General features: G+C 66.5%; 20 protein-coding genes. 4 read left to right on the top strand and 16 right to left on the bottom strand.

What is annotated here, in order from left to right; translation table 11 throughout:
- Nucleotides 1-15 precede the first annotated feature (15 nt).
- The 9 genes from AC1Z3O_RS22305 to AC1Z3O_RS22265 all read right to left on the bottom strand — a co-directional run bounded on the left by AC1Z3O_RS22305 (nucleotide 16) and on the right by AC1Z3O_RS22265 (nucleotide 10,267).
- A complete protein-coding gene (locus tag AC1Z3O_RS22305) occupies nucleotides 16-963 on the bottom strand; it encodes a LysR family transcriptional regulator (protein ID WP_483518054.1) in 948 nt (315 codons plus the stop codon).
- A gap of 234 nt (nucleotides 964-1,197) precedes the next feature.
- Nucleotides 1,198-2,823 carry an APC family permease gene (locus AC1Z3O_RS22300; RefSeq protein WP_483518053.1) on the bottom strand — a complete coding sequence of 542 codons (1,626 nt, stop codon included), beginning with the start codon at nucleotides 2,821-2,823 and terminating at the stop codon, nucleotides 1,198-1,200.
- Between the two features lie 140 nt (nucleotides 2,824-2,963).
- The gene (locus AC1Z3O_RS22295; RefSeq protein WP_483518052.1) at nucleotides 2,964-3,116 is read right to left on the bottom strand and encodes a hypothetical protein; all 153 of its coding nucleotides are present in this window, start codon (nucleotides 3,114-3,116) and stop codon (nucleotides 2,964-2,966) included.
- A 141-nt stretch (nucleotides 3,117-3,257) separates the two neighbouring features.
- Complete coding sequence (locus AC1Z3O_RS22290) at nucleotides 3,258-4,037, bottom strand: PAS domain-containing protein (protein WP_483518051.1); 780 nt, start codon at nucleotides 4,035-4,037, stop codon at nucleotides 3,258-3,260.
- A 182-nt stretch (nucleotides 4,038-4,219) separates the two neighbouring features.
- A complete protein-coding gene (locus tag AC1Z3O_RS22285) occupies nucleotides 4,220-5,503 on the bottom strand; it encodes an FAD-dependent oxidoreductase (RefSeq protein ID WP_483518050.1) in 1,284 nt (427 codons plus the stop codon).
- The gene (locus AC1Z3O_RS22280; RefSeq protein WP_483518049.1) at nucleotides 5,500-5,766 is read right to left on the bottom strand and encodes a 2Fe-2S iron-sulfur cluster-binding protein; all 267 of its coding nucleotides are present in this window, start codon (nucleotides 5,764-5,766) and stop codon (nucleotides 5,500-5,502) included. The genes AC1Z3O_RS22285 and AC1Z3O_RS22280 overlap by 4 nt, the downstream gene beginning before the upstream one ends.
- Nucleotides 5,759-6,913 carry an NAD(P)/FAD-dependent oxidoreductase gene (locus AC1Z3O_RS22275; RefSeq protein WP_483518048.1) on the bottom strand — a complete coding sequence of 385 codons (1,155 nt, stop codon included), beginning with the start codon at nucleotides 6,911-6,913 and terminating at the stop codon, nucleotides 5,759-5,761. The genes AC1Z3O_RS22280 and AC1Z3O_RS22275 overlap by 8 nt, the downstream gene beginning before the upstream one ends.
- Complete coding sequence (locus AC1Z3O_RS22270) at nucleotides 6,910-7,872, bottom strand: 4-hydroxyproline epimerase (protein WP_483518047.1); 963 nt, start codon at nucleotides 7,870-7,872, stop codon at nucleotides 6,910-6,912. The genes AC1Z3O_RS22275 and AC1Z3O_RS22270 overlap by 4 nt, the downstream gene beginning before the upstream one ends.
- A gap of 199 nt (nucleotides 7,873-8,071) precedes the next feature.
- Nucleotides 8,072-10,267 (bottom strand): c-type cytochrome, encoded by a 2,196-nt coding sequence (locus AC1Z3O_RS22265; RefSeq protein ID WP_483521916.1) that lies wholly within the window; start codon nucleotides 10,265-10,267, stop codon nucleotides 8,072-8,074.
- A gap of 675 nt (nucleotides 10,268-10,942) precedes the next feature.
- On the opposite strand from AC1Z3O_RS22265, the gene AC1Z3O_RS22260 reads away from it, so the two are divergent.
- Nucleotides 10,943-12,367 carry an aminotransferase-like domain-containing protein gene (locus AC1Z3O_RS22260; RefSeq protein ID WP_483518046.1) on the top strand — a complete coding sequence of 475 codons (1,425 nt, stop codon included), beginning with the start codon at nucleotides 10,943-10,945 and terminating at the stop codon, nucleotides 12,365-12,367.
- A 41-nt stretch (nucleotides 12,368-12,408) separates the two neighbouring features.
- Here AC1Z3O_RS22260 and moaD read toward each other — a convergent pair whose 3' ends face one another.
- The 4 genes from moaD to fdhD are packed head-to-tail and all read right to left on the bottom strand — an operon-like array spanning nucleotide 12,409 to nucleotide 15,322.
- Nucleotides 12,409-12,666: a molybdopterin converting factor subunit 1 gene (gene moaD / locus AC1Z3O_RS22255; RefSeq protein ID WP_483518045.1), complete on the bottom strand. Its 258-nt coding sequence runs from the start codon at nucleotides 12,664-12,666 to the stop codon at nucleotides 12,409-12,411.
- A gap of 44 nt (nucleotides 12,667-12,710) precedes the next feature.
- Entirely contained in the window at nucleotides 12,711-13,277 is a 567-nt protein-coding gene (locus tag AC1Z3O_RS22250; protein WP_483518044.1) for a molybdenum cofactor biosynthesis protein MoaE, read from the bottom strand.
- A 44-nt stretch (nucleotides 13,278-13,321) separates the two neighbouring features.
- Nucleotides 13,322-14,449: a GTP 3',8-cyclase MoaA gene (gene moaA, locus AC1Z3O_RS22245; RefSeq protein ID WP_483518043.1), complete on the bottom strand. Its 1,128-nt coding sequence runs from the start codon at nucleotides 14,447-14,449 to the stop codon at nucleotides 13,322-13,324.
- A gap of 6 nt (nucleotides 14,450-14,455) precedes the next feature.
- Nucleotides 14,456-15,322 carry a formate dehydrogenase accessory sulfurtransferase FdhD gene (gene fdhD / locus AC1Z3O_RS22240; RefSeq protein WP_483518042.1) on the bottom strand — a complete coding sequence of 289 codons (867 nt, stop codon included), beginning with the start codon at nucleotides 15,320-15,322 and terminating at the stop codon, nucleotides 14,456-14,458.
- A gap of 383 nt (nucleotides 15,323-15,705) precedes the next feature.
- Here fdhD and AC1Z3O_RS22235 point away from each other — a divergent pair, with 383 nt between their 5' ends.
- Entirely contained in the window at nucleotides 15,706-16,626 is a 921-nt protein-coding gene (locus AC1Z3O_RS22235) for a bestrophin family protein (RefSeq protein ID WP_483518041.1), read from the top strand.
- A gap of 251 nt (nucleotides 16,627-16,877) precedes the next feature.
- Nucleotides 16,878-17,324 (top strand): phosphate-starvation-inducible protein PsiE, encoded by a 447-nt coding sequence (locus tag AC1Z3O_RS22230; protein ID WP_483518040.1) that lies wholly within the window; start codon nucleotides 16,878-16,880, stop codon nucleotides 17,322-17,324.
- A 338-nt stretch (nucleotides 17,325-17,662) separates the two neighbouring features.
- Here AC1Z3O_RS22230 and cydB read toward each other — a convergent pair whose 3' ends face one another.
- The 3 genes from cydB to AC1Z3O_RS22215 all read right to left on the bottom strand — a co-directional run bounded on the left by cydB (nucleotide 17,663) and on the right by AC1Z3O_RS22215 (nucleotide 22,502).
- Entirely contained in the window at nucleotides 17,663-18,649 is a 987-nt protein-coding gene (gene cydB / locus AC1Z3O_RS22225; protein WP_483518039.1) for a cytochrome d ubiquinol oxidase subunit II, read from the bottom strand.
- A gap of 46 nt (nucleotides 18,650-18,695) precedes the next feature.
- Nucleotides 18,696-20,090, bottom strand: coding sequence for a cytochrome ubiquinol oxidase subunit I (locus AC1Z3O_RS22220; protein ID WP_483518038.1), 1,395 nt, complete (start codon nucleotides 20,088-20,090; stop codon nucleotides 18,696-18,698).
- An 81-nt stretch (nucleotides 20,091-20,171) separates the two neighbouring features.
- Complete coding sequence (locus AC1Z3O_RS22215) at nucleotides 20,172-22,502, bottom strand: FdhF/YdeP family oxidoreductase (RefSeq protein WP_483518037.1); 2,331 nt, start codon at nucleotides 22,500-22,502, stop codon at nucleotides 20,172-20,174.
- 332 nt (nucleotides 22,503-22,834) lie between these two features.
- Here AC1Z3O_RS22215 and AC1Z3O_RS22210 point away from each other — a divergent pair, with 332 nt between their 5' ends.
- Nucleotides 22,835-23,134: a helix-turn-helix domain-containing protein gene (locus tag AC1Z3O_RS22210; RefSeq protein WP_483518036.1), complete on the top strand. Its 300-nt coding sequence runs from the start codon at nucleotides 22,835-22,837 to the stop codon at nucleotides 23,132-23,134.
- Nucleotides 23,135-23,139 lie beyond the last annotated feature (5 nt).

Here is a 23,139-nt window from a genome sequence, read left to right as displayed (position 1 = left end):
GACGCTGCCCGGCGCTTACTGCACGGCGGAGTGCATTCGGTGGCGCGCCATCTCGGCCACCAGCATTTCGGCACAGCGGCGCGCAGCGAGTGTCTGTGTGCGGTACCGGTACAGGCACAACTCCACGCGCACTTGCTGCAGTTCCGCGTCCGCGATGCGAATGGCATAGAGCCCGCTGTCGTCGAGTCGAGCAGCGTCCGGGGAATCGGCGCCCGAGCCAGCGGCCTGCAGCGAAAAGCTGGGTCGGATCAGCAGCGCTGCGCCCTGGCGGGCCAGCGCCTGCTGCGTTTCGAGGGAGCCGGTGGTAAACGTTGGCTTGAGCGTGATCCCGCATTGCTTCGCGGCCCGATCGAGCGCCTGCCGCGTGCCGAACGCGGCATCCGGCACGGCGAGCGGCTCGCTGACCAACTCTGCGAGCGTCACGCTCGATCGCGAGCAAAGCGGATGACCGGCCTTCACCAGCACGTGGTGCCACACGTCGACATGCGCGATCTTTTCGATGTCGTCACGGTGCGGCAGGTAATAGCCGATCGCGAGATCCGCCCGGCCCTGGCTCAGCGCATCGAGCGTCTCGCGCGCCGTGGCCACGGTGATGTCGAACTGGATGTTCGGGTGAAGCCGTGTGAACGCGGCGAGGACCGGCGCCAGCAGTCCCGAAACGACGCCCTCCGTCGTGAACACCGTAACGGTGCCCGCGTCCAGGTTGCGGCGCTCCGAAATCAGCGTCTTGACGAGGTCGAGCTCACGCAGGACCATGTCGACCCGCTCGGCCAGGAACTCCCCCTCCTCGGTCAGGCGGATGCCGCGCGGCCCCCGCTCGAACAGCGGCGCGCCGAAATGGTGTTCGAGCGCCTCGATCTGCCGGCTGATCGCCGTTGGCGCGACATGGAGCCGCTCCGACGCCTTGCGCAAGGACGTGCTGTTTGCCAATTCCTTGAAGTAGCGAAGCGTACGGAGTTGCATCGGCGTGAAGGACAGGTGGGCGAAGTCGAAGTGGGTGCGTTCCCGTCCGGCATCCCCGCAAGGAAGACCCGTCTCGCGCCTCCTCCCCAGAAACGCAACGCTGGAAAGGGGCGCCCGGTCTCGGGCGCGTCCGATCTTCGCTGAGTGGCATGTTGCGTGTCCATAGGGATTGACCGCAGGTGAGAGAAGTCCGGGACGCTGCGGCGGCCCTGGCCGGGACGCCACACCCGCCGCTCACTCGTCGTCGGCATCCAGCCGCAGCAGCCCGGGTGGCAGGCCGGTACGGGCGCCCCAGTAGTAGATCAGCAGGCTCAGCATGGCCACTACCAAGGTGTCATACGGATGAGCGAGCGCACCGGTGCCGCCGAAGCCGCCGAAGTAGGAGGCGCCAATGATCAGTACGTAGAAGCCGATCAGCCATAGTGAGGACTTCACCTGCTGGCCGAGGCTGACCTCCCGGGTCGGCACCAGGCGCCCGCAGGCGAGATAGATCACGAACATGACGATCTGCAGGCCGAGCAGCCAGGACACGGTGCCCCAGCCCGACCAGTAGACGATCAACGCCGCGACGACGAAGGACACGGGGCCCATCACCGCGAAGCCGCTGACGCGGAAGGGGCGCGGCATCTGCGGCGCGTTGCGGCGCAGCGCCGCGACGGTGACGGGCGCGACGGCATAGCTGAGCACCAGCGCGGCGGACACGACATTGATCAGGGCTTCCCATGAAGGGAAAGGCAAGGTCCAGAAGACGGCCAGCCCGAAGGTCAGCCACAGGGCCGCGCGCGGGATGCCGGACTGCGCGTCGACGCGCGTGAACACGCGGAAGAAGGTGCCCGTGCGCGCCCAGCCGTAGACCACCCGCGGGGTCGCGTTCATATAGATGTTGCCGCAGCCGCTCGGCGAGATCACGGCATCGGCCACCACCATATAGGCCAGCCATCCGACGCCCAGCGCCAGCGCGATGTCGCGGTAGGGCAGCGCAAGCGCCTTGCTGACATCCTGCCAGCCCTTGGCCAGCAGTTCGGCGGGAATGCTGCCGAGGAAGGCGAGTTGCAGCAGCACATAGATCAGCGTCGACAGCAGGATGGAGAGGATCAGCGCCACCGGGATGGTCCGCTGGGGCCGGCGCACCTCGCTGGCGACCGAGATGATCGGCGTAAGCCCGAGATACGCGAAGATGATGCCTCCGGCCGACACCGCCATCTCGATGCCGGGCAGGCCGTACGGCGCGAAGCCATGCATGGTGAGATTCCCCGGCCGGAAGTAGAGGAACAGCACGGCGACCACCGACAGCGGCACCACGAACTTGAACACGCTGACGATGTTGTTCGCCCGCGCGAAGGTCTTGACGCTTGAGTAGTTCAGGTAGAAGAACAGGCACAGCAAGGCGGCCTGCAGCAGCCAGCCCCGCAGCGTGGGCTCGCTCGTCCCGCTCCGGGTCAGGCTCGGGAACCACGCCGCCGCGTACTGGCGCGCGGCGACCACCTCGATCGCGATCAGGCTGGAGAACGCGATCAGCGTGACGAAGCCCATCAGGTAGCCCAGCAGCGGGCCGTGCGAGAACACCGGATAGCGCACCACCCCGCCGGCGCGCGGCAGCGCGGCGCCCAGCTCGCAATACACCATGCCGAGCAGCAGCACGGCGAAGCCGCCGATCAGCCAGGACACGATCCCCGCTGGTCCGGCGATGGCCGACACATGGCTGGCGGCGAACAGCCAGCCGGAACCGAAGATGGCGCCCAGTCCGATGAAGGTGAGGTCGGTGAGCGATAGCTGCTTCTTGAAATGGCCTTCGGCTGTCTCGCCGCGCGCGGGCTCGAACAGCGGATGCGTACCGTGCAGGTTTCCTTGGCCGGGCATCGGCTTGTCTCCTTTTATGTGATGGGCGAACAGGACAGCCGCCGGTCTGCGCCGGGCGTATCGATTGCTGTCCTGTCTGGGGCAGTGCGGCCCCGTTTCCCGCCCGGCGGCTGGCCGCGGCGGATGGGGCCTAGTCGGGCCTACAGGCCCACGACGGGCAGCGCCGGCCGCCTTGCCAAGACGAGATTGCGCATCACGCGATGGATGGCCTCGATGTCGAGCGAGAAGTGGGACTTTAACTGGGTTGTGACGGGGGGGAATACCCCGCTCCATGCGATGGCGTTGCGGCTCACTGTCTGTCCCTCCTGGGTCGTCGTCGGCGATGCCGACGCGTATTGGATGTGACAGTCAGTATCGCTTTCAGGCCTTGCGCAGGCTTGGGGTTTTTCGCACGCGGGAAAGATGAAATCGGCACAGTCCCGCCGGGGCTGCCATCAGGCTGCGGGCATGGCCTTGTCCTTGGCCTGCACCAGCGCGCGGTACTGGCTCGGTGTCAGCCCGACCGTCGCCTTGAACTGGCGCGTGAAGGCGCTGTGATCGTTGTAGCCGCACTGCGTGGCGATATCGGTGATGCTCATATCGCCCGCCAGCAGCGCCGAGGCGGCCTCCAGCCGGACCTTGAGCAGCATCTGGCGCGGCGTCAGGTGGAAGATCTTGTGGAAGTAGCGCTCGATCTGCGCCACCGACATATCGATGCGCTGGGCGATATCGGGCAGCCGCAGCGGCTGGGCGTAGTTCTCCTGCAGATAGCGCGCGGCGATCGCCAGCCGGGTGTAGGCCGGGTGGCTGTCCTCTGCCGCCTGCAGGTCGCGCGAGATGCCAACCACGCCCAGCACATGTCCGGCCGCATCGAGCAGCGGCAGCTTGCTGGTCAGGCACCAGCCCGGCCGACGCCCCGGATACAGGTGAAGCTCGAGCTGGTCGATCAGCTTGCTGGCCTGCCGCAGGACAGTCTGGTCCTGCTCTGTGAAGATGCGCCCGAAGCGCGAGGGAAAGACCTGCTCGGCGCGCTTGCCGAGCAGCGCGCGCTTGTCCTTGAAGCCGCAGCGGCCGGCCAGCGTCGAATTGGCGAGGACATAGCGGGCCTCACTGTCCTTGACGAAGAACACCACATCCTGCATCGCGTCGAAGATCGGCTCGAGCAGCGCGAAGTGCGCGACCATCTGTGACAGGGTCGTATTCTCATCGGGGGCAGGGACGGTCAGTTCGGCCATGATCGGATGCCAGGGGTCGGACAAGGTCGGACAAGGAGAGAACCTCGCAGGCGGCGAGCGACGGATACACGGGTCCGCGCAAGCTCGCCCGCTGCAGGCCAGCCGACATTGTGCCGGCTGGCCACGGCGGCTGCATCCGGGATGCCTCTGACCCGGGACGCGGCCCGGCCGAGGCCGTCGCACTACGCGCCCGCTTCGTCTGCCTGCAGCAAGGTCTCGATGCGCACCGGCGCGAAGGGCGGCCGCGGCGAGCGCTCGCCGTCGCCATCCCAGCCCAGGCAGAAGGCGGCGGCCGGGCCGCACACCTTGCCCTGGCATGGCCCCATGCCGCAGCGCGTGTGCAGCTTGGCCTCGCGCCATGACGCATGCCGCGCCGCCTGCGCGAAGGAAACGTCCTCGCAGCGGCATAGCAGGGTGTCCGCCGCCGCCAGCGTGCGCAGTGCGGGGTTCAAGACGAACGCCTCGTGCATGCGCCCTGCAAAGGCCTGGAAGCGCGCGCGCCGGGCAAACAGCGCTTGCGCCTGGCCGGCCGCGCCGGTGGCGGCCAGCCCAGCGATGCGCCCTTCCAACGCGGACAACTCCATGCCGCCGACACCGGTGCACTCCCCCGCGGCGAAGACGCCCGCTACCGACGTAGCCTGCCACGGATCGACCAGGATTGCCTGGGCACCATCCTGCGCCTGCATCCGGCAACCGAGCGCGGCGGCGATGGCGGTGTTCGGCACGAGCCCGTACCCGCAGGCGAGCCGGTCGCAGTCGATCCAGCGATCGCCGCCGCGCTCGCGCACGCGCACCCATTCAATCCGCTCCCCGCTCCCGGCCGCCTCCGCCACGTGCGCTCCGCACAGGTAGGACGTGCTCCCCAGCGCCAGCCGCATGTGCGCAGCCTGCAGCAGCTTGCCGGGCGTGCACGCCAGCGAAGCCGCGAAGCGGGCCACGGCCTGGGCTGGCGCCTGCTCGACGATGGCGGCGACCTGCGCCCCATGCGCGCGCGCCGTCATGGCAGCCGCCCACAGCAAGGGGCCGCTGCCGGCGATCACCACACGCTGGCCGGCCACCGGCGTGCCGCCCTTGACCAGTGCCTGCAGGCCGCCGGCGCCGGTCACCCCGGGCATGATCCAGCCGGGGAACGGCAGGAAGCGCTCGCGGGCCCCGGTGGCAATGACCAGGGACTGGTAGCCGATGCGCACGGCAGCGCCGGCACGCTCGGCCAGCACTTGCCGCTCCGGCAGCCACTGTGCAACGCGCGTGCCGTCCAGCAGGGTGACTTCGGCACGCGCAGTCAGATCCGCGAGCAGGGCACGCGCCGGCCGCGCCAGCGGCGCCTGCGGACCGTGGCGCCAGACCTGCCCGCCCGGCCGGGCATTGTCGTCGACCACGGCGACCGTCGCGCCGCGCGCCGCGGCCGCCTGCGCGGCGTTCAGCCCGGCCGGCCCGGCGCCGATGACCAGCACGTCGAACTTCATGGCGCGGCCTCCCCGGTCTGCACCGCCATGCCTGCCGCGCACACGGTCTGGCAAGCCAGCCGGTGGCGCACCCCGTCGATGGTCACGCGGCACTCCTGGCAGATGCCCATGCCGCACAGTGGCCCGCGCACCTGCCCGCCGACGGCGCGGCGCGTGAGCGCGGGCGCACCATGCTGCGCCAGGCAGATGGCCGCGGCGACGGTGCTGCCTGCGGCGAGCGTGATTTCCCGCCCATCGACGGACAATATGATCTGTTCAGGCATGGGCAACTCCCGGGACTGCCAGGCGCTCGGGCAGATAGGGATGGTCGTCGAACGGGGCCGGCAGGCCCAGCATCCTGGCCGCGACCAGCTTGGCCGTGCCCAGTGCGGTCGTCACACCGAGTCCCTCGTGCCCGGTCGCCAGCCACAGCGACCGATGCATCGACGCGGCGGCAAACGGCCCCGCCGGGCCGATCAGCGGCAAGCCATCGGGGGTGGCAGGCCGCAAGCCGGTCCAGGCACGGATGGCATTCAGCCCGGACAAGGCCGGCATATAGGCCACGGCGCGCCGCAGCATGCGGGCCAGCATGCCCGGCTCCACCGCCGCGCCGGCTTCGCCGAACTGGCGCGACGAGCCGAGCAGAAGCTGCCCGGTCGGGCGCGGCTGCACATTGAAGGCGACCGAGCTGCTGCCCGCCTGGTGCGCGCTCTTGATATAGCCCAGCTCGAGAACCTGGTGCCTGACCAGGCCGGGATAGCGGTCGGTGATCAGCAGATGCCCCTTCTTCGCCTGCAGCGGCAGCCCCGGCAGCAAGGCACGGGCCTGCAGCCCGTTGGCCAGCAGCACGGCGCCGCATTCGATGCGCTCGCCATCGGCAAGCCGGACGCCGGTGTGGCAGACCTCGGCCACCTCACAGCCCAGCCGTTGCCCGATCTGCCCCGGCAGCGGCTGCGCGAGCAGCCAGGCGGCCACCGCGGGCGCGTAGACCACGGCGTCGTCGGGCACCAGCATGCCGCCGCACAAGCCGGGGCGCAGCGCCGGCTCGGCTTCGCGCAGTTGGCGGGCATCCAGCGTCTCGCACGCGATGCCGCTCGCCGCCAGCGCCCGCTGCCTGGCTTGCGCCAGTGCATACTCCTCGTCGTCGGCAGCCACCCACAGCGTGCCGCAGCGGGAATAGGCATGACGGGCGTCCAAGGCAGGCGCCAGTGCCCGCCACAGCGCACACGAGCGGGCGCTGAGCTCGAATTCGGCGGGCGAATCGTCCATCACCACGAGATGGCCCATGCCGGCTGCAGTGACGCCGCCGCCCACCACCGCGCGCTCGAGCACCAGCACGTCGAGCCCGTGCGAGGCCAGTTCGTGCGCGCAGGCGGCACCGACGATGCCCGCGCCGACCACGACCACATCCGGGCGATCCTGGCGGCTCATGATGCGTGGATGCCCCAGGCAAAGGGATCGTCGTCGGCAAACAGCAGGCGGGCTTCCGCACTGATATGCGCGCTGCCGCGGATGCTGGGCAGCACGTGGCCCGCCGGCAAGGCGGCATCGGTGCGGTACGCCGCCTCGAACACGCTGCCGATGATGCTCTGCTGCCGCCACACCGCCCCCGGCGCGAGCAGGCCGTCGGCCGCCAGGCAGGCCACCTTGGCGCTGGTGCCGGTGCCGCAGGGCGAGCGGTCGTAGGCTTTGCCCGGGCACAGCACGAAGTTGCGGCTATCGATGCCGGCGACGTCCGGCTTGGCGAAAAGCTCGATATGGTCGATCGCGGCACCGCCCTCCCCGGTCACGCCATTGGCCTCGAGTGCCTGCCGGATCGCCCAGGCCATCTCGGTCAGAGAGTCGATGTGCCCTGCTTCCAGCGCCTGGCCGTGGTCGGACACCAGGAAAAACCAATTGCCGCCCCAGGCGATGTCGCCGTGAACGCGCCCGTGGCCAGGCACGTCGAGCGGGACCGCACGGCGATAGCGATAGGCCGGCACATTGTGCACGGTGACCGAGCGGTCCGCGTGCAGCTCAGCCTCCACCACGCCCACCGGCGTCTCGATGCGGTGGCTGCCCGGCCCGATGCGGCCCAGATGCGCCAGCGAGGCGACCAGTCCGATCGTGCCGTGGCCGCACATGCCCAGGAAGCCTACGTTGTTGAAGAAGATGACGCCGGCCGAGCAACCCGGTTCATGCGGCTCGCACAGCAGCGCGCCAACCAGGACATCCGAGCCGCGCGGCTCGTTGACGGTGCCGGCGCGCCAATGGTCGAACTCTTGCCGGAATACATCCAGCCGTTGCGACAGAGGCCCCTGGCCCAGCGCCGGGCCGCCCGCCACAACCAGGCGGGTAGGTTCACCGCCGGTGTGGGAATCAATGACTGTGAGGGTTTTCATGACGGCCATCGTAGGCCGTGCCGTGGCTACCGTCTTGGCGGATCTGCGCCCGGCCGATGACGATTTCTGCATACTCGCCGGGAAGGCCGGCGCTGAGGAAGTCGGGGCGCGGCCACCGCCGTCATGGCGCACGACGGCGGTGGCCCTACCCCTGTATTTCGTCCCGTCCGGTGGCAGGGTTCATGGCCAGCATGACCCTGTCCGCCGATCAGTACCGCGCATCCACCGGCTTCTTGTCCTTCGGCCAGTCCTTGACCTTGCCGGCGAAGTCCGGGCGGGGCTGGTGGGTGAAGAACTCGGCCACGTCCACGGCCTCCTGATCCGTCAGGCCGCCCTGGCCCAGCGGGAAGCGATCATGGAAGGCGATCGGCATATTGCGCTTGACGAAGGCCGCTGCCGTGTAGGTGCGCGCCATGCCGGCACCGATATTGAAGGACTCGTCACCCCAGAGCGGCGGATACACCCACTGGCCGGCGGCATTCTTGACGCCCTCGCCGTCGGTTCCGTGGCACATGGCGCACTGGGCGGCATAGACCTGCTTGCCATTGTCGACGTTGGGCACGATCTGGTTGCTGACCTTGCCGACGCCGCGCCCTACCACCTTGTCTTCAGGCTTGGTCTCGCGGCGCATCCAGTCGAAGTAGGCCACCATCGCCTTCATTTCCGCCGAATCCAGCGGCAGCGGCTTGCCGTTCATCGAGCGCAGGAAGCAGCCGTTGATGCGATCCTCCAGCGTGATCACCCGGCCGGCACGCGCCGCATAGCTGGGGAAGAAGGCCGACACGCCGACGTAGGGCGAGCCGTCGGCCACCGTTCCGGCGTTGAGGTGGCAGCTTGCGCAGTTCAGCGCATTGCCCACGTTCTTGGGCAGCATCTGCCGCGTGTCGATGTTCAGCCGGGCACCCAGCGTGAGCTGCTTGGCGTTGGGTTCGTCGAGCATGTCCGCCAGGCGAGGCGTCTGGAACTTGCTGCTTTCCACCTTGCCGGTATCGAGCTTCTTGCGCATATCGCGCACCGTCGCGGCGCTGATGAGGCGCGCATCGGCCCGTCCCCAGCTCTTGCGCGTGAAGTTCAGGATGTCGGCGATCTCCTGGTCGCTCAGCCGCGCGAACGCGGGCATGGTGAGCACGCGCGCGTGGCTTGCGGTCTGCGGCGAACGCCAGCCGGTCAGCATGATGTGCACCAGCGTGGACGGCTCATCCGACTGCAGCACGGGGTTGCCCGCCAGCGGGGGGAAGACGTCCTTCACACCCGCGCCGTCGGAGCGGTGGCAGTCATTGCAGAACTGCAGGTAACCCAGTCCGCCCCGGCTCGTATAGAGATCGAGCGGTACGTTCGAGCTGGCAACCTTGGCAGCCCCCGCGGGCTGGATCGCGGGGGCCGGCCCGCTGGCCACCTGCATGGGCTTGTCGTGCTTGGCCGCGGGCAGCGACTTGAGGTAGGTGCCGACCGCCAGCAGGTCACCGTCGCTCATGTACTGGGTGCTGTGCTGTACCACGTCCACCATATTGCCCGAGACGGTGCCGTGGCTGTTGCGCCCGGTCTTGAGCATCTGCGCGGTCTCCTGCGCCGTCCAGAGATTGCGCAGGCTCAGGGCCCGCCAGCCCTCGACCGTCTCGCCGGAGAGGAAATACTCGCCCTTGCCGCCGGCATCCGACATGGTCTTTTCCTGGAAGCCGATGCCGCGCGGAGTGTGGCAGGCCCCACAGTGGCCCAGGCCCTGCACGATGTAGGCACCGCGGTTCCACTCGGCGCTGCGGGCGGCATTGGCCTGGAACGGCTTGTCATCCAGGAATGCCCAGTTCCACAAGGCCAGGCCCCAGCGCTGGTTGAACGGGAAGCGCAGGGCGAGCGGCCGGTTGGCCTGGCGCACCGGCATGACCCCCTTCATCAGGTAGGCATACAGCGCCCGCATATCCTCGGGCGAGATCTTCGCGTAGGAGGGATAGGGCATGGCCGGGTACAGGTTGTGGCCGTCCGCGGCCACCCCCTTGCGCATGGCGCGATCGAACTGTTCGAAGCTATAGGCGCCGATGCCGGTCTCCCGGTCGGGCGTGATATTGGTCGAATGCAGCTCGCCGAAGGGTGTCTGCAAGCCAAGGCCACCCGCCAGCGGCTTTGACTTTTCGCCCGTATGGCATGCCACGCAGTCGCCCAGGCGGGCCACGTATCGTCCGCGCTCCACCTGGGCGCGCGTGGCGGCATCGAGGTCGGCCGAGTAGTTGGCTGGCAGGTCATCGATGACCTGGGGCACGGCGGCGTGGGGGGATGGCAGCGGTGCCGCAGGCGCAGTAGGCGTCGGGGGAGTCTGGGCGTAGGCGGCTGCCGCGAACAGCCACGAGAGGTGCAATGCGGCGAGGGCCTTGCCCAGTGGCCGCTTGCGCTTGATCGACAGGGTGTGCATAGCGTGGGTGGGCACACTGGCCTGCTGCGTCAAGGCCCTCGTTTCCACAACGGAATGCGACTGCTTGCTTGGCGTGACCGGCGTACCGCTGACTGATTGATTGTTTATGGTTCTGAGTACCGAGTATCCACTGACGCTGCGTTGTGCTCCAGTCGCCACCTTGATCCCGGTCAATATGTGATCAATTTGACTCTTCTCAGGTTTCAGGAGGATGACGCGTGGGTCTCGGGAAAGGCGCGGAGGGTGTGGGAGATGCAGCAGGCCATGCGCCGGCTGGGGTCGAAGCCCCGTCGGGCCGAGGCACCGTCCATCAAGTTGCCAAGGCAGCGCCCCCTCACAATTCCGAGTACAGCACTCAAGAACTGAGCGAAAATTGCCTCTGTACTCTTGTGTGGTAAATGGATTTGTGCACCCCCCAACGGTCGCCCGACCCTTACTCTTCCCCCAACCAGTATCACGCGCGGCCAGTTCCCGCCCCCCCCCCCCCCGGGCTCGCCGACGCGCAGTCATCGGAGTTTCTGTAGTGAAGAGTCAAGCAGGGCATAAAAGCGAGGCCTGTTCCGGCCTCGCCCTTGGCTGGCGTCCCAGCCATTGCAACAGCAGCGCGCGGTCCCGTGCGCGCGGCGGCTGCCAGCGCGATCTGCCTGGCGGCGATCCGGCTGGAAGGGGCTGCTGATGAAGCTTTATGAAAAATTCGCGGACGATATCGAACGATTGATCCAGCAAGGCGTCTACCGCCATGGCGAACGCCTGCCTTCGGTACGGCAAGCCAGCCAGCAACACCGCATCAGCATCACCACGGTGCTCCGTGCCTATCTGCTGCTGGAAAGCCGCGGCCTGCTGGTGAGCCGGCCCCAGTCCGGCTACTTCGTCAATCTGCAGCGCGGCAGCGGCGAGCGGCAGATGCAGGAGCTGCGGACATCGCAGCCGATTGCCGTATCCTCGTCGGTGGATGTCAGCCGGCTCGTGCTCTCGACGCTGCGTTCGATCGGCACCGGCGACGCCGTGCCGCTTGGCTCGCCCTACCCCGATCCCGTCCTGTTTCCATTCGAGAAGCTGAACCGCTATGCCTATAGGGCCGGCCGGGACAAGACGCAGTGGAGCCTGACCAACGCGCTGCCGCCAGGCGATCCGCGCCTGCTGCGACAGATCGCGCGCCGCTACCTCGAGAACGGCATGCCGGTCGACCCGAACGAGATCATCGTTACCGTCGGCGCGACCGAGGCGATCAATCTGTGCCTGCAGGCCGTCGCCAAGCCAGGCGACGTGATCGCCGTCGAATCGCCGACGTTCTACGCCATGCTGCACGCGATCGAGCGCATGGGCATGAAGGCGATCGAGGTATCGACCCATCCGGAGCATGGCATCGATATCGCCGCGCTGGCCGCGATCGTGAAGTCGCAGCCGATCGCGGCGTGCATGGTCATGCCGAACTTCCAGAATCCGCTTGGCTTCCAGATGCCGGACGAGCGCAAGCGGGAACTGGTCGAATTCCTGGCGGCGGCGGACATCCCTGTCATCGAGAACGCCGTCTACAACGAGCTGTACTTCGGCGACACGCATCCCAGCTCCTTGAAGACCTACGACCGCAAGGGCCTGGTCCTGCATTGCTCATCGTTCTCGAAGAGCCTGACGGCAGCCTATCGCATCGGCTGGGCACTGCCGGGCCGCTATCGCGATCAGGTCGAGAAGCTCAAGTTCCTGAACACCCTTGCCACGCCCTTGGTTCCGCAGCTCGCCATCGCGGAGTATCTCGAACGCGACGGCTATGAGCACCATCTGCGACGGATCCGCAAGGCCTACGCGCAGCAGGCCAATCTGATGCGGGCGATGGTGTCGCGCTTCTTCCCGGAGGGCACGCGCCTATCCAGCCCGGCCGGCGGCTATGTGCTGTGGATCGAGTTGCCAGCCAAGGTCGATGCCATGCGGCTCTACCAGCTGGCACTCGACCGGGGCATCACGATCGGGCCCGGTCATATGTTCTCGATCTCCGGCAGCTACCGGAATTTCATCCGTCTCAACTACAGCAGCCCCTGGTCGAGCCGGATCGAGGAGGCGGTGATCGAAGTCGGCAAGCTGGTTGCGACGTGCGCGCGCTGAGCGTCGCCGCCTGAACGCCGCGCCCCGCCGCTATATGACTGTCAGCCGCCCGTCACAGGCGGAAAGAACGCGACCTCACTGTCCTCGCGCACCACAAAGGCGCGGTCCACCAGTTCCAGGTTGACCGCGGCCCGGACCGGCCGGCGCGTCCGCAGCGCTTCGGCCGAGCGCGCATCTCTCGATGCGAGTTTCTCCACGAGTCCGTCTACGGTCATCTCCGGCTCGTCGATGTCCACGATCTCCTGCTCGATGCCGAGATCCTCGCGAATACTGGCGAAATACTTGATGGTGAGTTTCATCTGTGTCGTTCCGTTTCCGCTTTCAGGCGGGATGGCGAGGCCGGTCAGCCCCAGCGGTTCACCGCCACTTCGTCCCGCGCCTTGGCGGCGACCCATTCCGACGTGCCGTCGCGCCGGATTTCCTTCTTCCAGAACGGCGCGTAGGTCTTGAGGAAATCCATCAGGAACGCGCAGGCATCGAACGCTGCCTCTCGATGGGGAGCCGCCACAATGACCAGGACCACCGGATTGCCGAGCGCGATACGGCCGATCCGATGCACGATCTTCACCGCCTCCACCTGCCATCGCGCGGTCGCCTCCTCGACGATGCCCCATAGTGTCTGCTCGGTCATTCCTGGATAGTGCTCGATCTCGAGCGCCAGCACATCGTCGACGTCGCCACAGTGGCGAACGACTCCCAGGAAGTTCACGACCGCGCCCACATCCGGATTGCGCGTGATCGGATCGAGTTCCGCGCCGACATCGATCGGCTGCTGCTGCACACGCACCTCGAAGCCGGCGGTGATGGCGTGCCGTACAAGACCGGCGCTGTCCGCGTTTTCCGCGTTGCCCGCCTCGTCCTCGCTACTGGCGCCGTGCGGTGTGGCCTGGGAAGGGAAACTGGATGTCATTGTCATTCTCCGGATGGTGGCTCGTCTCGCGCACCGCCGCAGCATCAGCCACCGACCAGCGACATACGGACCGTTGGGTAAGCCTTGCCCTGCCTGCGGCTGCGCTTCGTTGCCCGCAGTTCGGAATAGCGGTCGGCGCGGCCCGTCCACTGCTTGCGGATCGCCTCGGCCAGTTGCGCTTCGGATGTGCCTTCCGACAGCCAAGGCCTGAGGCTGGTGCCCTGGCTGGCGAACAAGCAGGTGTAGAGCTGGCCGTCGGCCGATACGCGCGCTCGCGAGCACGCGCCGCAGAACGGCTGCGATACGCTGGCGATGAATCCCACCTCACCGCCGCCGTCGGCGTGGCGATAGCGGATCGCGGTTCCTGCGCCTTGCGCCTGGTCGACCGGGACCAGCGGGAACACGGATGAGACGATGTCGCGGGTCTGCTGTGCCGTGAGCACCGCGCCATCGGACCAGAAGTCGGCGCCGCCGACATCCATATACTCGATGAAGCGCACGGCCACGCCGGTGCCCTTGAACAGGCGCACCAGCGGAAGGATCTGGCTTTCGTTCACGCCCCGCTGGATCACCGCGTTGACCTTGAGCGGCGCCAGCCCCGCCGCGCACGCCGCCTCGATACCCTTCAGGATGCGCGACACCGGCATGTCGGTGTCGCTCATGCGGCGGAATACCGCGTCCTCCACTGCGTCGAGGCTGACCGTCACGCGATTCAGGCCGGCGTCCTTGAGCGAGCGTGCCTTGGCGGCGAGCAGCGCACCGTTGGTCGTCAGCGCAATCTCCACCGGCTTGCCAGCGACGGTCGTCAGCTTCGCGAGCTGCTCAACCAGCGATTCAAGGCCGCGCCGCAGTAGTGGCTCGCCCCCCGTAATGCGGATCTTTTCGACGCCGAGCAAGGTGAACGACTTTGCGATCTTGAGCAGTTGCGCGAACGACAGGCGCTCGGCGGACGGCATGAAGGCGTAGTCCGCGGGGAAGGCGTCCCGCGGCATACAGTAGGTGCAACGGAAATTGCACTGGTCGATGACCGAGAGGCGCAGGTCCCGCAGCGGGCGACCGAGAAGGTCGACGGCACCGGTGGTGGGGCCGGCCGCTGCTTTGGAGCCCGCAACGGACCCCGGAACGGCGACGGCAATGTCTGGGGCGTCGGCGAAATCGAGAGTACTAAGCATGGCCGCTCACCGCACCGCACAGTGATCGCTAACGGCCGCTGCAGCGGTCGGTGCGCCGCCAGCCGGCGTCGCGTACTCGACAAAGCCGTCGCCCCGGCAGAAGCAGAGCAGCCGGATCCCGGCCTGGCGCGCGATGTCGATGGCGAGCGTGGTTGGGGCCGAGATGGTTGCGATCATCGGAATATGGAAGCGTGCGGCCTTGCGCACCAGTTCATAGCTGGCGCGGCTGGAAAGCAGAACGAAACCGGTGCAGGTGTCCGTCCTGCGGCGGGCAAGCTGCCCGATCAGCTTGTCGAGCGCGTTGTGCCGGCCGATGTCCTCGAATACCTCGAGCACGGCGCCGTCGGCCCCACACCACGCCGCTGCATGCATCCCCCCGGTCTCACGCATCAGAACCTGATGCTGGGGCAACTCGCGCGACGCGCGCCGGACCGCATCGGTGCCGATGCTGTCCGCTGCGCCGGCGGTGACGACGCGCGCCGGCTGCAGGTCCAGCAGCGCGATGCTCTCGATGCCGCAGACCCCGCAGCCCGAGCGTCCGGCCAGGGCCCGTCGCTTTCCCTTCAAGGCCGCAAAGGCTTCCTGGGACACGGTCAGCTGCACTTCCGCGCTGTCGGCGAAGCAGGACACCTCGATATCGAACACGTCCGAGGCCCGCTCGACGATGCCCTCGCTGAGCGCGAAGCCCAGCGCGAACGGCTCCAGGTCGATCGGCGTTGCCATCATCACCGCGTGCGAGATGCCGTTGAACACCAGCGCAACCGGGAGCTCCTCAACGATGCGATCGCCGGCCGGATACGCGCCGCCGCGCTGGTGACGCATCACGGTGCGCTCGACGCTGCCGGTGTGATCGATGGTGGGCGGGTTCTGCATGGGGGCTCCTCTTGAAGCACTGCGGTCGGCTGTGAGAGCACAGATTGAATGGTATCGGCGCACACGCCGCCATTCAGGTACACCTCCACATGAATCGGTGAAGTACAGTTCGCGCGCGCCCACCTTTGATTGCAGACGGACGCGGAACTGCACTATCGTGGCCACCAGCCTCGGCACTGTCGTCGTGCTGCAGTACCGGGTGTTCCGCGGCAATGTGCGCGAGGGCGACACCGATTGCCACTGACGTGCCGAATGCCGAACGCGGCCGCACCGTCTGCCTCTCTGTTCCTCCCCCCGCGCATCGCGTGGATGCGTCGCGGTTCCTAGCCCCCAAAGCCCCTGGAGCATCCCGCGGGCTAATCAAACGTCAACCAAGAAGCACCATGATCGTAAGGCCAAGACAAAACTGGTTCCTGATGCTGTTCGCCTGGAATGGTTCGGTACTGCAGTCCATCATTCCCCAGCTTGTCTTCATGGGGGCCGTCAGCAGCCTGGCGGTGGTCACGCATGGGCGCGTGTTCGGCGAGAAGATCCCCCTTAACACGGCGCTGTTCACGCTGTTCGGCCTGGCGCTGGCCATCTTCCTCGCGTTCCGCAACAATGCCAGCTACGACCGCTTCAACGAGGCCCGCCGGCTGTGGGGCAGCCTGCTGATCGCATCACGGGCACTCACTTCGCAGATGCTCTGTTACCTGCCGCAAAGCCTGGCCGCGGCGGAACGCACGCAGCTTGCCGACACCCTGATCGCTTTCGTCTACGCGCTGAAGCATCAACTGCGCGAGACCGATCCTGCTGAGGATCTTCGCCGCCTGCTCGGCCCCGAGCGGGCGGAAGTGCTGCGCGGGAAATCCTACAAGCCGGTGGCCGTGCTGAATGACATCCGCCGCAATTTCTCCCGCCACCAGGGACATCCCGCTGCCGCCGACACCACGCGCTGGATGTTCGACGCCCAGATCAACGAACTGGAGAGGGCGTTGGGGGGATGTGAGCGGATCGCCTCCACGCCGATCCCCTTCGCCTACAACGTGCTGCTGCATCGCACCGTCTATGCTTACTGCATGCTGCTTCCCTTCGGCCTGGTCGACTCGACAGAGTTCTTCACGCCATTGCTGTGCGTATTCATCTCCTACACGCTGATCGCACTGGAGGCGATCGCGAGTGAAGTCGCCGATCCATTCGGACGCGCCCCGAATTCACTGGCGCTCGACGCCATGACGCGCAATATCGAACGGTCAGTCCTCGAACTCTGCGAGAGAGAGATGCCCGAGGAAACCGTACCTGTGCGTCCTTACCAGCTCACGTAGGCCAGCCTTCAAAGCGCTTCCTCCCGGCGATGACGTCCTGCACCGCGTGCCCGAGCCGGCACGTAACCTGACTGTGCTCCGCGCGGCAACGCCGCGCTGTGCCTGTTGCCGTGCGCGCTGCACGGTACGCTGCAGACGAGACTCCACTACCCGAGAGATACGGCGGATGAGACGACAGGAGACGACCGGGCCCCTGCTTGGCTTGGCCGGGTCGATCGCGTCGACCAGCCGCGCGAATTCCCGCGATTCCCATGAAGACATTGCACTCGATACCGCTTGTTGCCAATGGCATTCGCCGCAAGTTCGACCGCTTTCTGAATGCGGCGGAGCTTGCCGGCCTGATCCTGATCGGGCTTGCCACCGCATTCGCGATGGCGCAGGAGGTCTGGAAGGTGGTCCTGGCCGGGAACGTTTCGCTGACCGACCTGCTGCTGATGTTCCTGTACCTGGAAGTGCTTGCGATGAACGTGCGCTATCTTCGCCTCGGCCATCTACCGGTTCGTTTCCCGCTTTACATCGCCATGGCATCGCTTGCACGCGACCTCATCCTGCGCGGCGTTACCGATAGTGCCGCACACATGCTGATGACCACCGTCGGCATCGTCCTGCTTGCCGCAGGCGTGCTCGTTCTGCGCTTCGGGCAGCATCGCTTTCCCATGGCGGATGACGAAGCCGACGATCTCTCCGCTGACGAGTGACGGGGCTCTGCAGCCGACAAGGCGCCCGCCCGGGGCGCCATCCATCCAATACGCTGATAGCTTCACGGAACCGCTGAACTGCGGCCCGCCGAGAGTCGGGAGGGGGTAGCTTCCCCTCCCGGACAGGCGTCGGGGGAACAGATACCGCTCCACGCGGCAACGGCATGATGGCCGGGCGCTGTCCGCTGCCCGGCCATCGGTGCAAAGGCTGGTGATTCCGCCGCTTTGCCAGACAGCGTGCGTGCCAGCCTTTTTTCGCTTTGAGTCATCTGCTTCGAATTAGAAAGCCACCGCGCCGTATGGTGCGCGGTGGCCGTGCCCGGGCCGTGCCCGGCCGCTCAATGCTGGGCCGGAATGACCTTCCCCCGGAACAGATGGTACTGGTAGAGGTTGTAGCCGATCATGACTGGAAACACGAGGCCGATGCCGACCAGCATGAATACCAGTGTCGGGCTGTCCGATGCCGCTTCGGCGACGCTCAGCTTGCCCGGCACGATATACGGGAACAGGCTGATCGCCAGCCCGGCGAACGATACGACGAAGAGGATGGTCGAGCCGATGAACGGGCCATGCTCGCCGCGCATGTAGACGGCATACAGCACATAGGCGGAGGCCAGCGCGGCCAGCAGCGCGAGTGCGACCAGCACGTGGAACACGCCGTGGTCCTGCCAGCGCGTGTTGCCCACCTGGCTGAAGCGCAGCGTGGCATATGACACTACCAGCGCGGCGGCAACGGTCGTGCACAGCGACACCATGGTGTAACGGCGTGCGGCGCTTTCGATGCTTCCGGTCGTCTTCTTGATCAGCCAGGTCGAACCAAGCAGCGTGTAGCCGGACACGACGCCGATGGCGGTCGCGATCACGAAGCCGAGGCTGGCCGCGCCCGGCGTCAGGCCGGTGAGGATCTTGCCCAGCACGATGCCTTGCGAGATGGCAGCCAGCAGGCTGCCGAGGCCGAACACGCGGTCCCAGACCGTCTTGCTTGTGTGGGCGGCATGGCGGAACTCGATCGCGGCGCCGCGCATGATGAGGCTTGCGATCAGGACCATCACGGGTACGTAGAGATCCGACAGGATCATCGCGTAGGCCGCGGGGAAGGCACCGAACAGCGCGCCGCCGAGCGCAACGAGCCAGGTCTCGTTGGCGTCCCACACGTGGCCGATGGATTGGATCATCACGTCGCGCTCGCTCTCGCGGCGGCGTAGCAGCGTGAGGATGCCGACGCCGAGGTCGAAACCGTCGGTGACAACGTACAGAATGAGCATGAGGCCGATCAGGCCGAACCACGCGTGGCTCAGCAAGGTCTGGGTGGAAAGGGGTGTCATGTGGGTTTCCAGCGGATTAGGCGCGAATGCTTGAAGGGGATGCGGATCAGTAGTCCACGGCGTGCGAAGACGTCATGCGGGCCGGCTCCCGCGGCGGCGCCAGCGTCAGGTCCGGGCCCTTGCGCAACCAGCGTCGCGCAAAGACGAAGAAAGACGAGATCAGCACCACGAAGAACGCCCCGAACATCGCCATGCTGCCGGCGATCGCGGTCGGCGGGATGGCCGATGCCGCGTGCTCGGTGCGCAGCAGCCCGTAGACGACCCACGGCTGGCGGCCGACCTCCCGCACGATCCAGCCGCATTCCACCGCGATATATGGCAGAGGGATCGCCAGCACCCACGCCAGCAGCAGCTTGCGCTGGGCAAGCAGCGCGTCGAGGTGGCCGCGCGTTCTGCGCAGGGCGTAGACGGTCCAGAAGGCGAGCACCATGAACAGGAAGCCGATGCCCGCCATGACGCGGAACGCGTAGTAGAGCATGGGGATCATCGGCGGCTGGTCCGCCACGGGGATGTCTTTCAGGCCTTTGACCTGGCCGTGCAGGCTGTGCGTGCCCAGGATGCTGAGCATGCCCGGGACTTCGATCGACCAGTCATTGCGCTGCTTGTCTGCGTCGGGCCAGGCGAGCAGCGACCAGCTCGCGCCCGTGCCGGGTGCATTGGTTTCCCAGTGGCCTTCGATCGCGGCTCCCTTGGCGGGCTGCGTCTCGAATACGTCCACGCCGCTCGAATCGCCGAGCCAGATCTGGATGGGGGCGATGAAGGCAAGCAGCAGCAGCGCCAGCTTGAACGAACGAACGAAGAATTCCGGATTGCGCCGCTTCAGCAGGTAGTACGCGGAAATCCCGGCGACCACGCCGAGACCGGTTTCGAGTGCGGCGAACCACATGTGCAATACGCCCCAGGCCATGTCGGGATTGAAAATCGCCTGCACATAGTCGCTCACCACCAGCTTGCCGCCCACGACCGTGACGCCGCTCGGTGTCTGCATCCACGAGTTGGCGACCATGATCCAGAAGGCGGAGATCGAGGAGCCGAGCGCGACCATCGCGGTGGCGAACAGGTGGACGCCCTTCGGCACGCGTCCCCAGCCCAGCATCATGATCCCGACGAAGCCGGCCTCCAGCATGAAGGCCATGGCGCCCTCGAAACCGAGAATGTTGCCGAAGAACTGGCCGGTGTACCGCGAGAACGGCCCCCAGTTGGTACCGAACTGGAATTCCATCGGAATGCCGCTGACCACGCCCACGGCGAAGTTGAGCAGCAGCAGCTTGCTCCAGAACCGTGCGTGACGGTACCAGACCACGTCGCTTGTCCTGACCCACAGGATCTCGACGACGAGCAGGAAGGCAGACAGGCTGATCGTCAGGATCGGCCAGAGAATATGGAACACCGCGGTCATGGCAAACTGGCCACGCGCGAGGTTTAGCGCTTCGACAGGCATGGGAATCACCGGAAGGATTGGAAGGGCTGCTGCGCCCGGAGCGGGCGCAGTCTCACCGGTCCAAGGAAGATCGGAAGAGAATCAGAAGGCCGGCAGCTCGGCCGGCTCCGACGAGCGGTGCAGCAATACCGGAATCGACTTGGAGGTCGGCGTGTTACAGACATCGCCCACGCTCGACAGCGGCACGAGCGGGTTCGTCTCCGGGTAGTAGGCGCCAATGCAGCCGCGCGGGATGTCGTACTCGACCAGGCGGAAATAGTTCGCGCGACGCTCGATCCCGTCGTCCCACACGGTGGTCATGTCCACCCAGTCTCCATTGCTAAAGCCGAGCATCGCAATGTCTGCCGCATTGATGAAAATGACGCGCCGCATGCCGAACACACCCCGATAGCGATCATCGAGCGCGTACACGGTCGTGTTGTACTGGTCGTGCGAGCGGGTCGTCATCAGCGTCATCAGTCGTTCACCGTGTTCCTTCCTGGCGCGCACGATCGGCGTGTCTTCCTGGATCGGGTGGACGATGAAGTTCGCCTTGCCGGTAGCCGTCTGCCAATCACGCTCGCGCGATGCCACGCGCAGGTGGAAGCCACCGGGATGCTTGATCCGCTCGTTGTAGTTCTCGAAGCCGTCGAGCACCTTCTCGATCGCGTCGCGGATCTTCGCGTAGTCGCGCGCGTAGCTGAGCCAGTCCACCTTCGCGTCGCCCAGCGTCGCATGCGCGATGTTGGCGATGATCGCCGTCTCTGACATCAGATTGGGCGAGGCTGGCTGGTTCATGCCATACGAAATGTGGACCATGCTCATCGAGTCCTCGACGGTGACGCCTTGCGCGATGCCGTCCTGCACGTCGATCTCGGTGCGGCCGAGCGTGGGCAGGATCAGCGCGTCGGTGCCGTGGACGAGATGGCTGCGGTTGAGCTTGGTCGCAATATGGACGGTGAGGTCGCATGAGCGCAGTGCGTCGAAGGTCCGGTACGTGTCGGGCGTCGCCATGGCGAAGTTCCCGCCCAGGCCCATGAAGACTTTTACGTGGCCTTCGATCATCTGTTCGACGGTTTCGACGACGTCGAGGCCATGCTCGCGCGGCGGGGCGAAGTCGAACACGGCGCCCAGGCGATCGAGGAAGGCTGGCGTGGGCTGCTCCTCGATGCCGACGGTACGGTTGCCCTGCACATTGGAGTGTCCGCGCACCGGGCACAGGCCCGCGCCCGGCCGGCCGATATTGCCGCGCATCATCAGCAGGTTCGTGAGCATATGGACGGTCTGCACCGAATGCTTGTGCTGCGTGATACCCATGCCCCATGTGGCGATCACCCGCTTTCCGTTGGCGTAGATCCGGCACAGCCCTTCGATATCCTCGCGGGCCACGCCGGACTCCGCCTCGAGCAGCGGCCAGCTTTCCTTGCGCAGATCATCGGCGAACGCTTCGAAGCCGAGCGTATGTTCGCGGATGAAGTCCAGGTCCAGCAGCCGCTCGGTGCCGTCGGCGACAGCCTTGTCATCGAGCTCGATCAGATGCTTGGCCACGCCCTTGATCAGCGCGAAATCGCCGCCCAGCTTCGGCTGGATGAACGTCGAAGCGATCTTGGTGCTGCCCAGCGTCAGCATTTCGACCGGATGCTGCGGGCTGGTGAAGCGCTCGAGCCCGCGTTCGCGCAACGGATTGACCGAGACGATGGTGGCACCGCGGCGCGAGGCCTCGCGCAGTTCGCCGAGCATGCGCGGGTGGTTGGTCGCAGGGTTCTGGCCGAAGATGATGATGGTGTCCGCGACCTCGAAATCGTCGAGCGTGACCGTACCCTTGCCGATGCCGACTGCGGTCGGCAGGCCACGGCTGGTCGCCTCGTGGCACATGTTCGAGCAGTCGGGGAAGTTATTGGTGCCGACCATCCGAACGAACAGTTGGTAGAGAAACGCGGCCTCGTTGCTGGCACGGCCGGAAGTGTAGAAGGCCGCCTGATTGGGCGAGGCAAGCTTGTTCAGGTGGCTCGCGACCAGCGCGAACGCATCCCGCCAAGCGATCGGCCGATAGCGGTCGGTCTGGGCGTCATACACCATCGGGTCAGTCAGGCGGCCATGCTGCTCGAGTTCATAGTCCGTCTGCTTCATCAGTTCTTCGACGGTATGCGCTTCGAAGAAGGCCGGGGTCACGCGCTTTGTGGTGGCCTCGGCGGCGACCGCCTTCACCCCGTTCTCGCAGAACTCGAAGGTCGAAGCGTGCTGGCGGTCCGGCCACGCGCACCCCGGGCAGTCGAAGCCGTCCGGCTGGTTCTGCTTGAACAGCATGCGGTAGTTGCCGCCGGTGACCCGCTCCTTGAACAGGTTGATCGCAACATATTTGAGCGCGCCCCAGCCTGCGGCCGGGTGATGGTATGCCTCGATCTTTCCTTTCGGTTCCCTGTTGCTATCCATGAACTCGACTCCACATTGACTACGCGTCGCGCTCTCCCCGGGAATCGGGGCTCGCCTCGCGCTTGGTTGGATGAACTGAAGAGTAAGAGCCAGGCGCGCGCGGAGGGCACACACTTCATGTCGACTCACAGGAGTACAGTTCGGCCGGCATCGCGCCGGCGAGCCGGCTGTATGCTGGCGCCGCAACAATGGAGTACAGCGGACGGGCCGACGACGGAGTACAGATTGAGAAGGCGTGCCGAGGAACCGCCGCGCGATGTGGAGGCGCTAGAATCGTCGCGTGAAGACGGCGCGGAAGCAAAGGGGCGGATATGAACGGGATGCAGTCGGCCATGGCCGAAGATGACGTGATCGATCCGAGCGTCGCCGCGGTTCTCGAGCAGTTGTGGGTCGCCTACCAGGAGAACCCGGGCAAGCCTTGGACGCTGGCCAAACTGGCCAAGCGTGCGCGGCTGCCGATGAGTGCGTTGCGTCGGACCCTTACCCTGATGAAAGCGGCGAATCTCGTCGACTTCCAGCTTGACGAAGAGGGGCGCGGCTTTGCAGACCTGACCGCGCAGGGTGTGGCGCTCTGCGCTGTGGCGGCCGGGTCTGCGTCCGGCGCGCTCTCACACAGTCGTCATCAGGATTGACCTGA

The sequence above is a fragment of the Cupriavidus sp. 09_S30 genome, assembly GCF_056930435.1.
The sequence above is the reverse complement of the archived record's forward strand: the minus strand, read 5'-3'. Positions and strand labels throughout refer to the sequence as shown.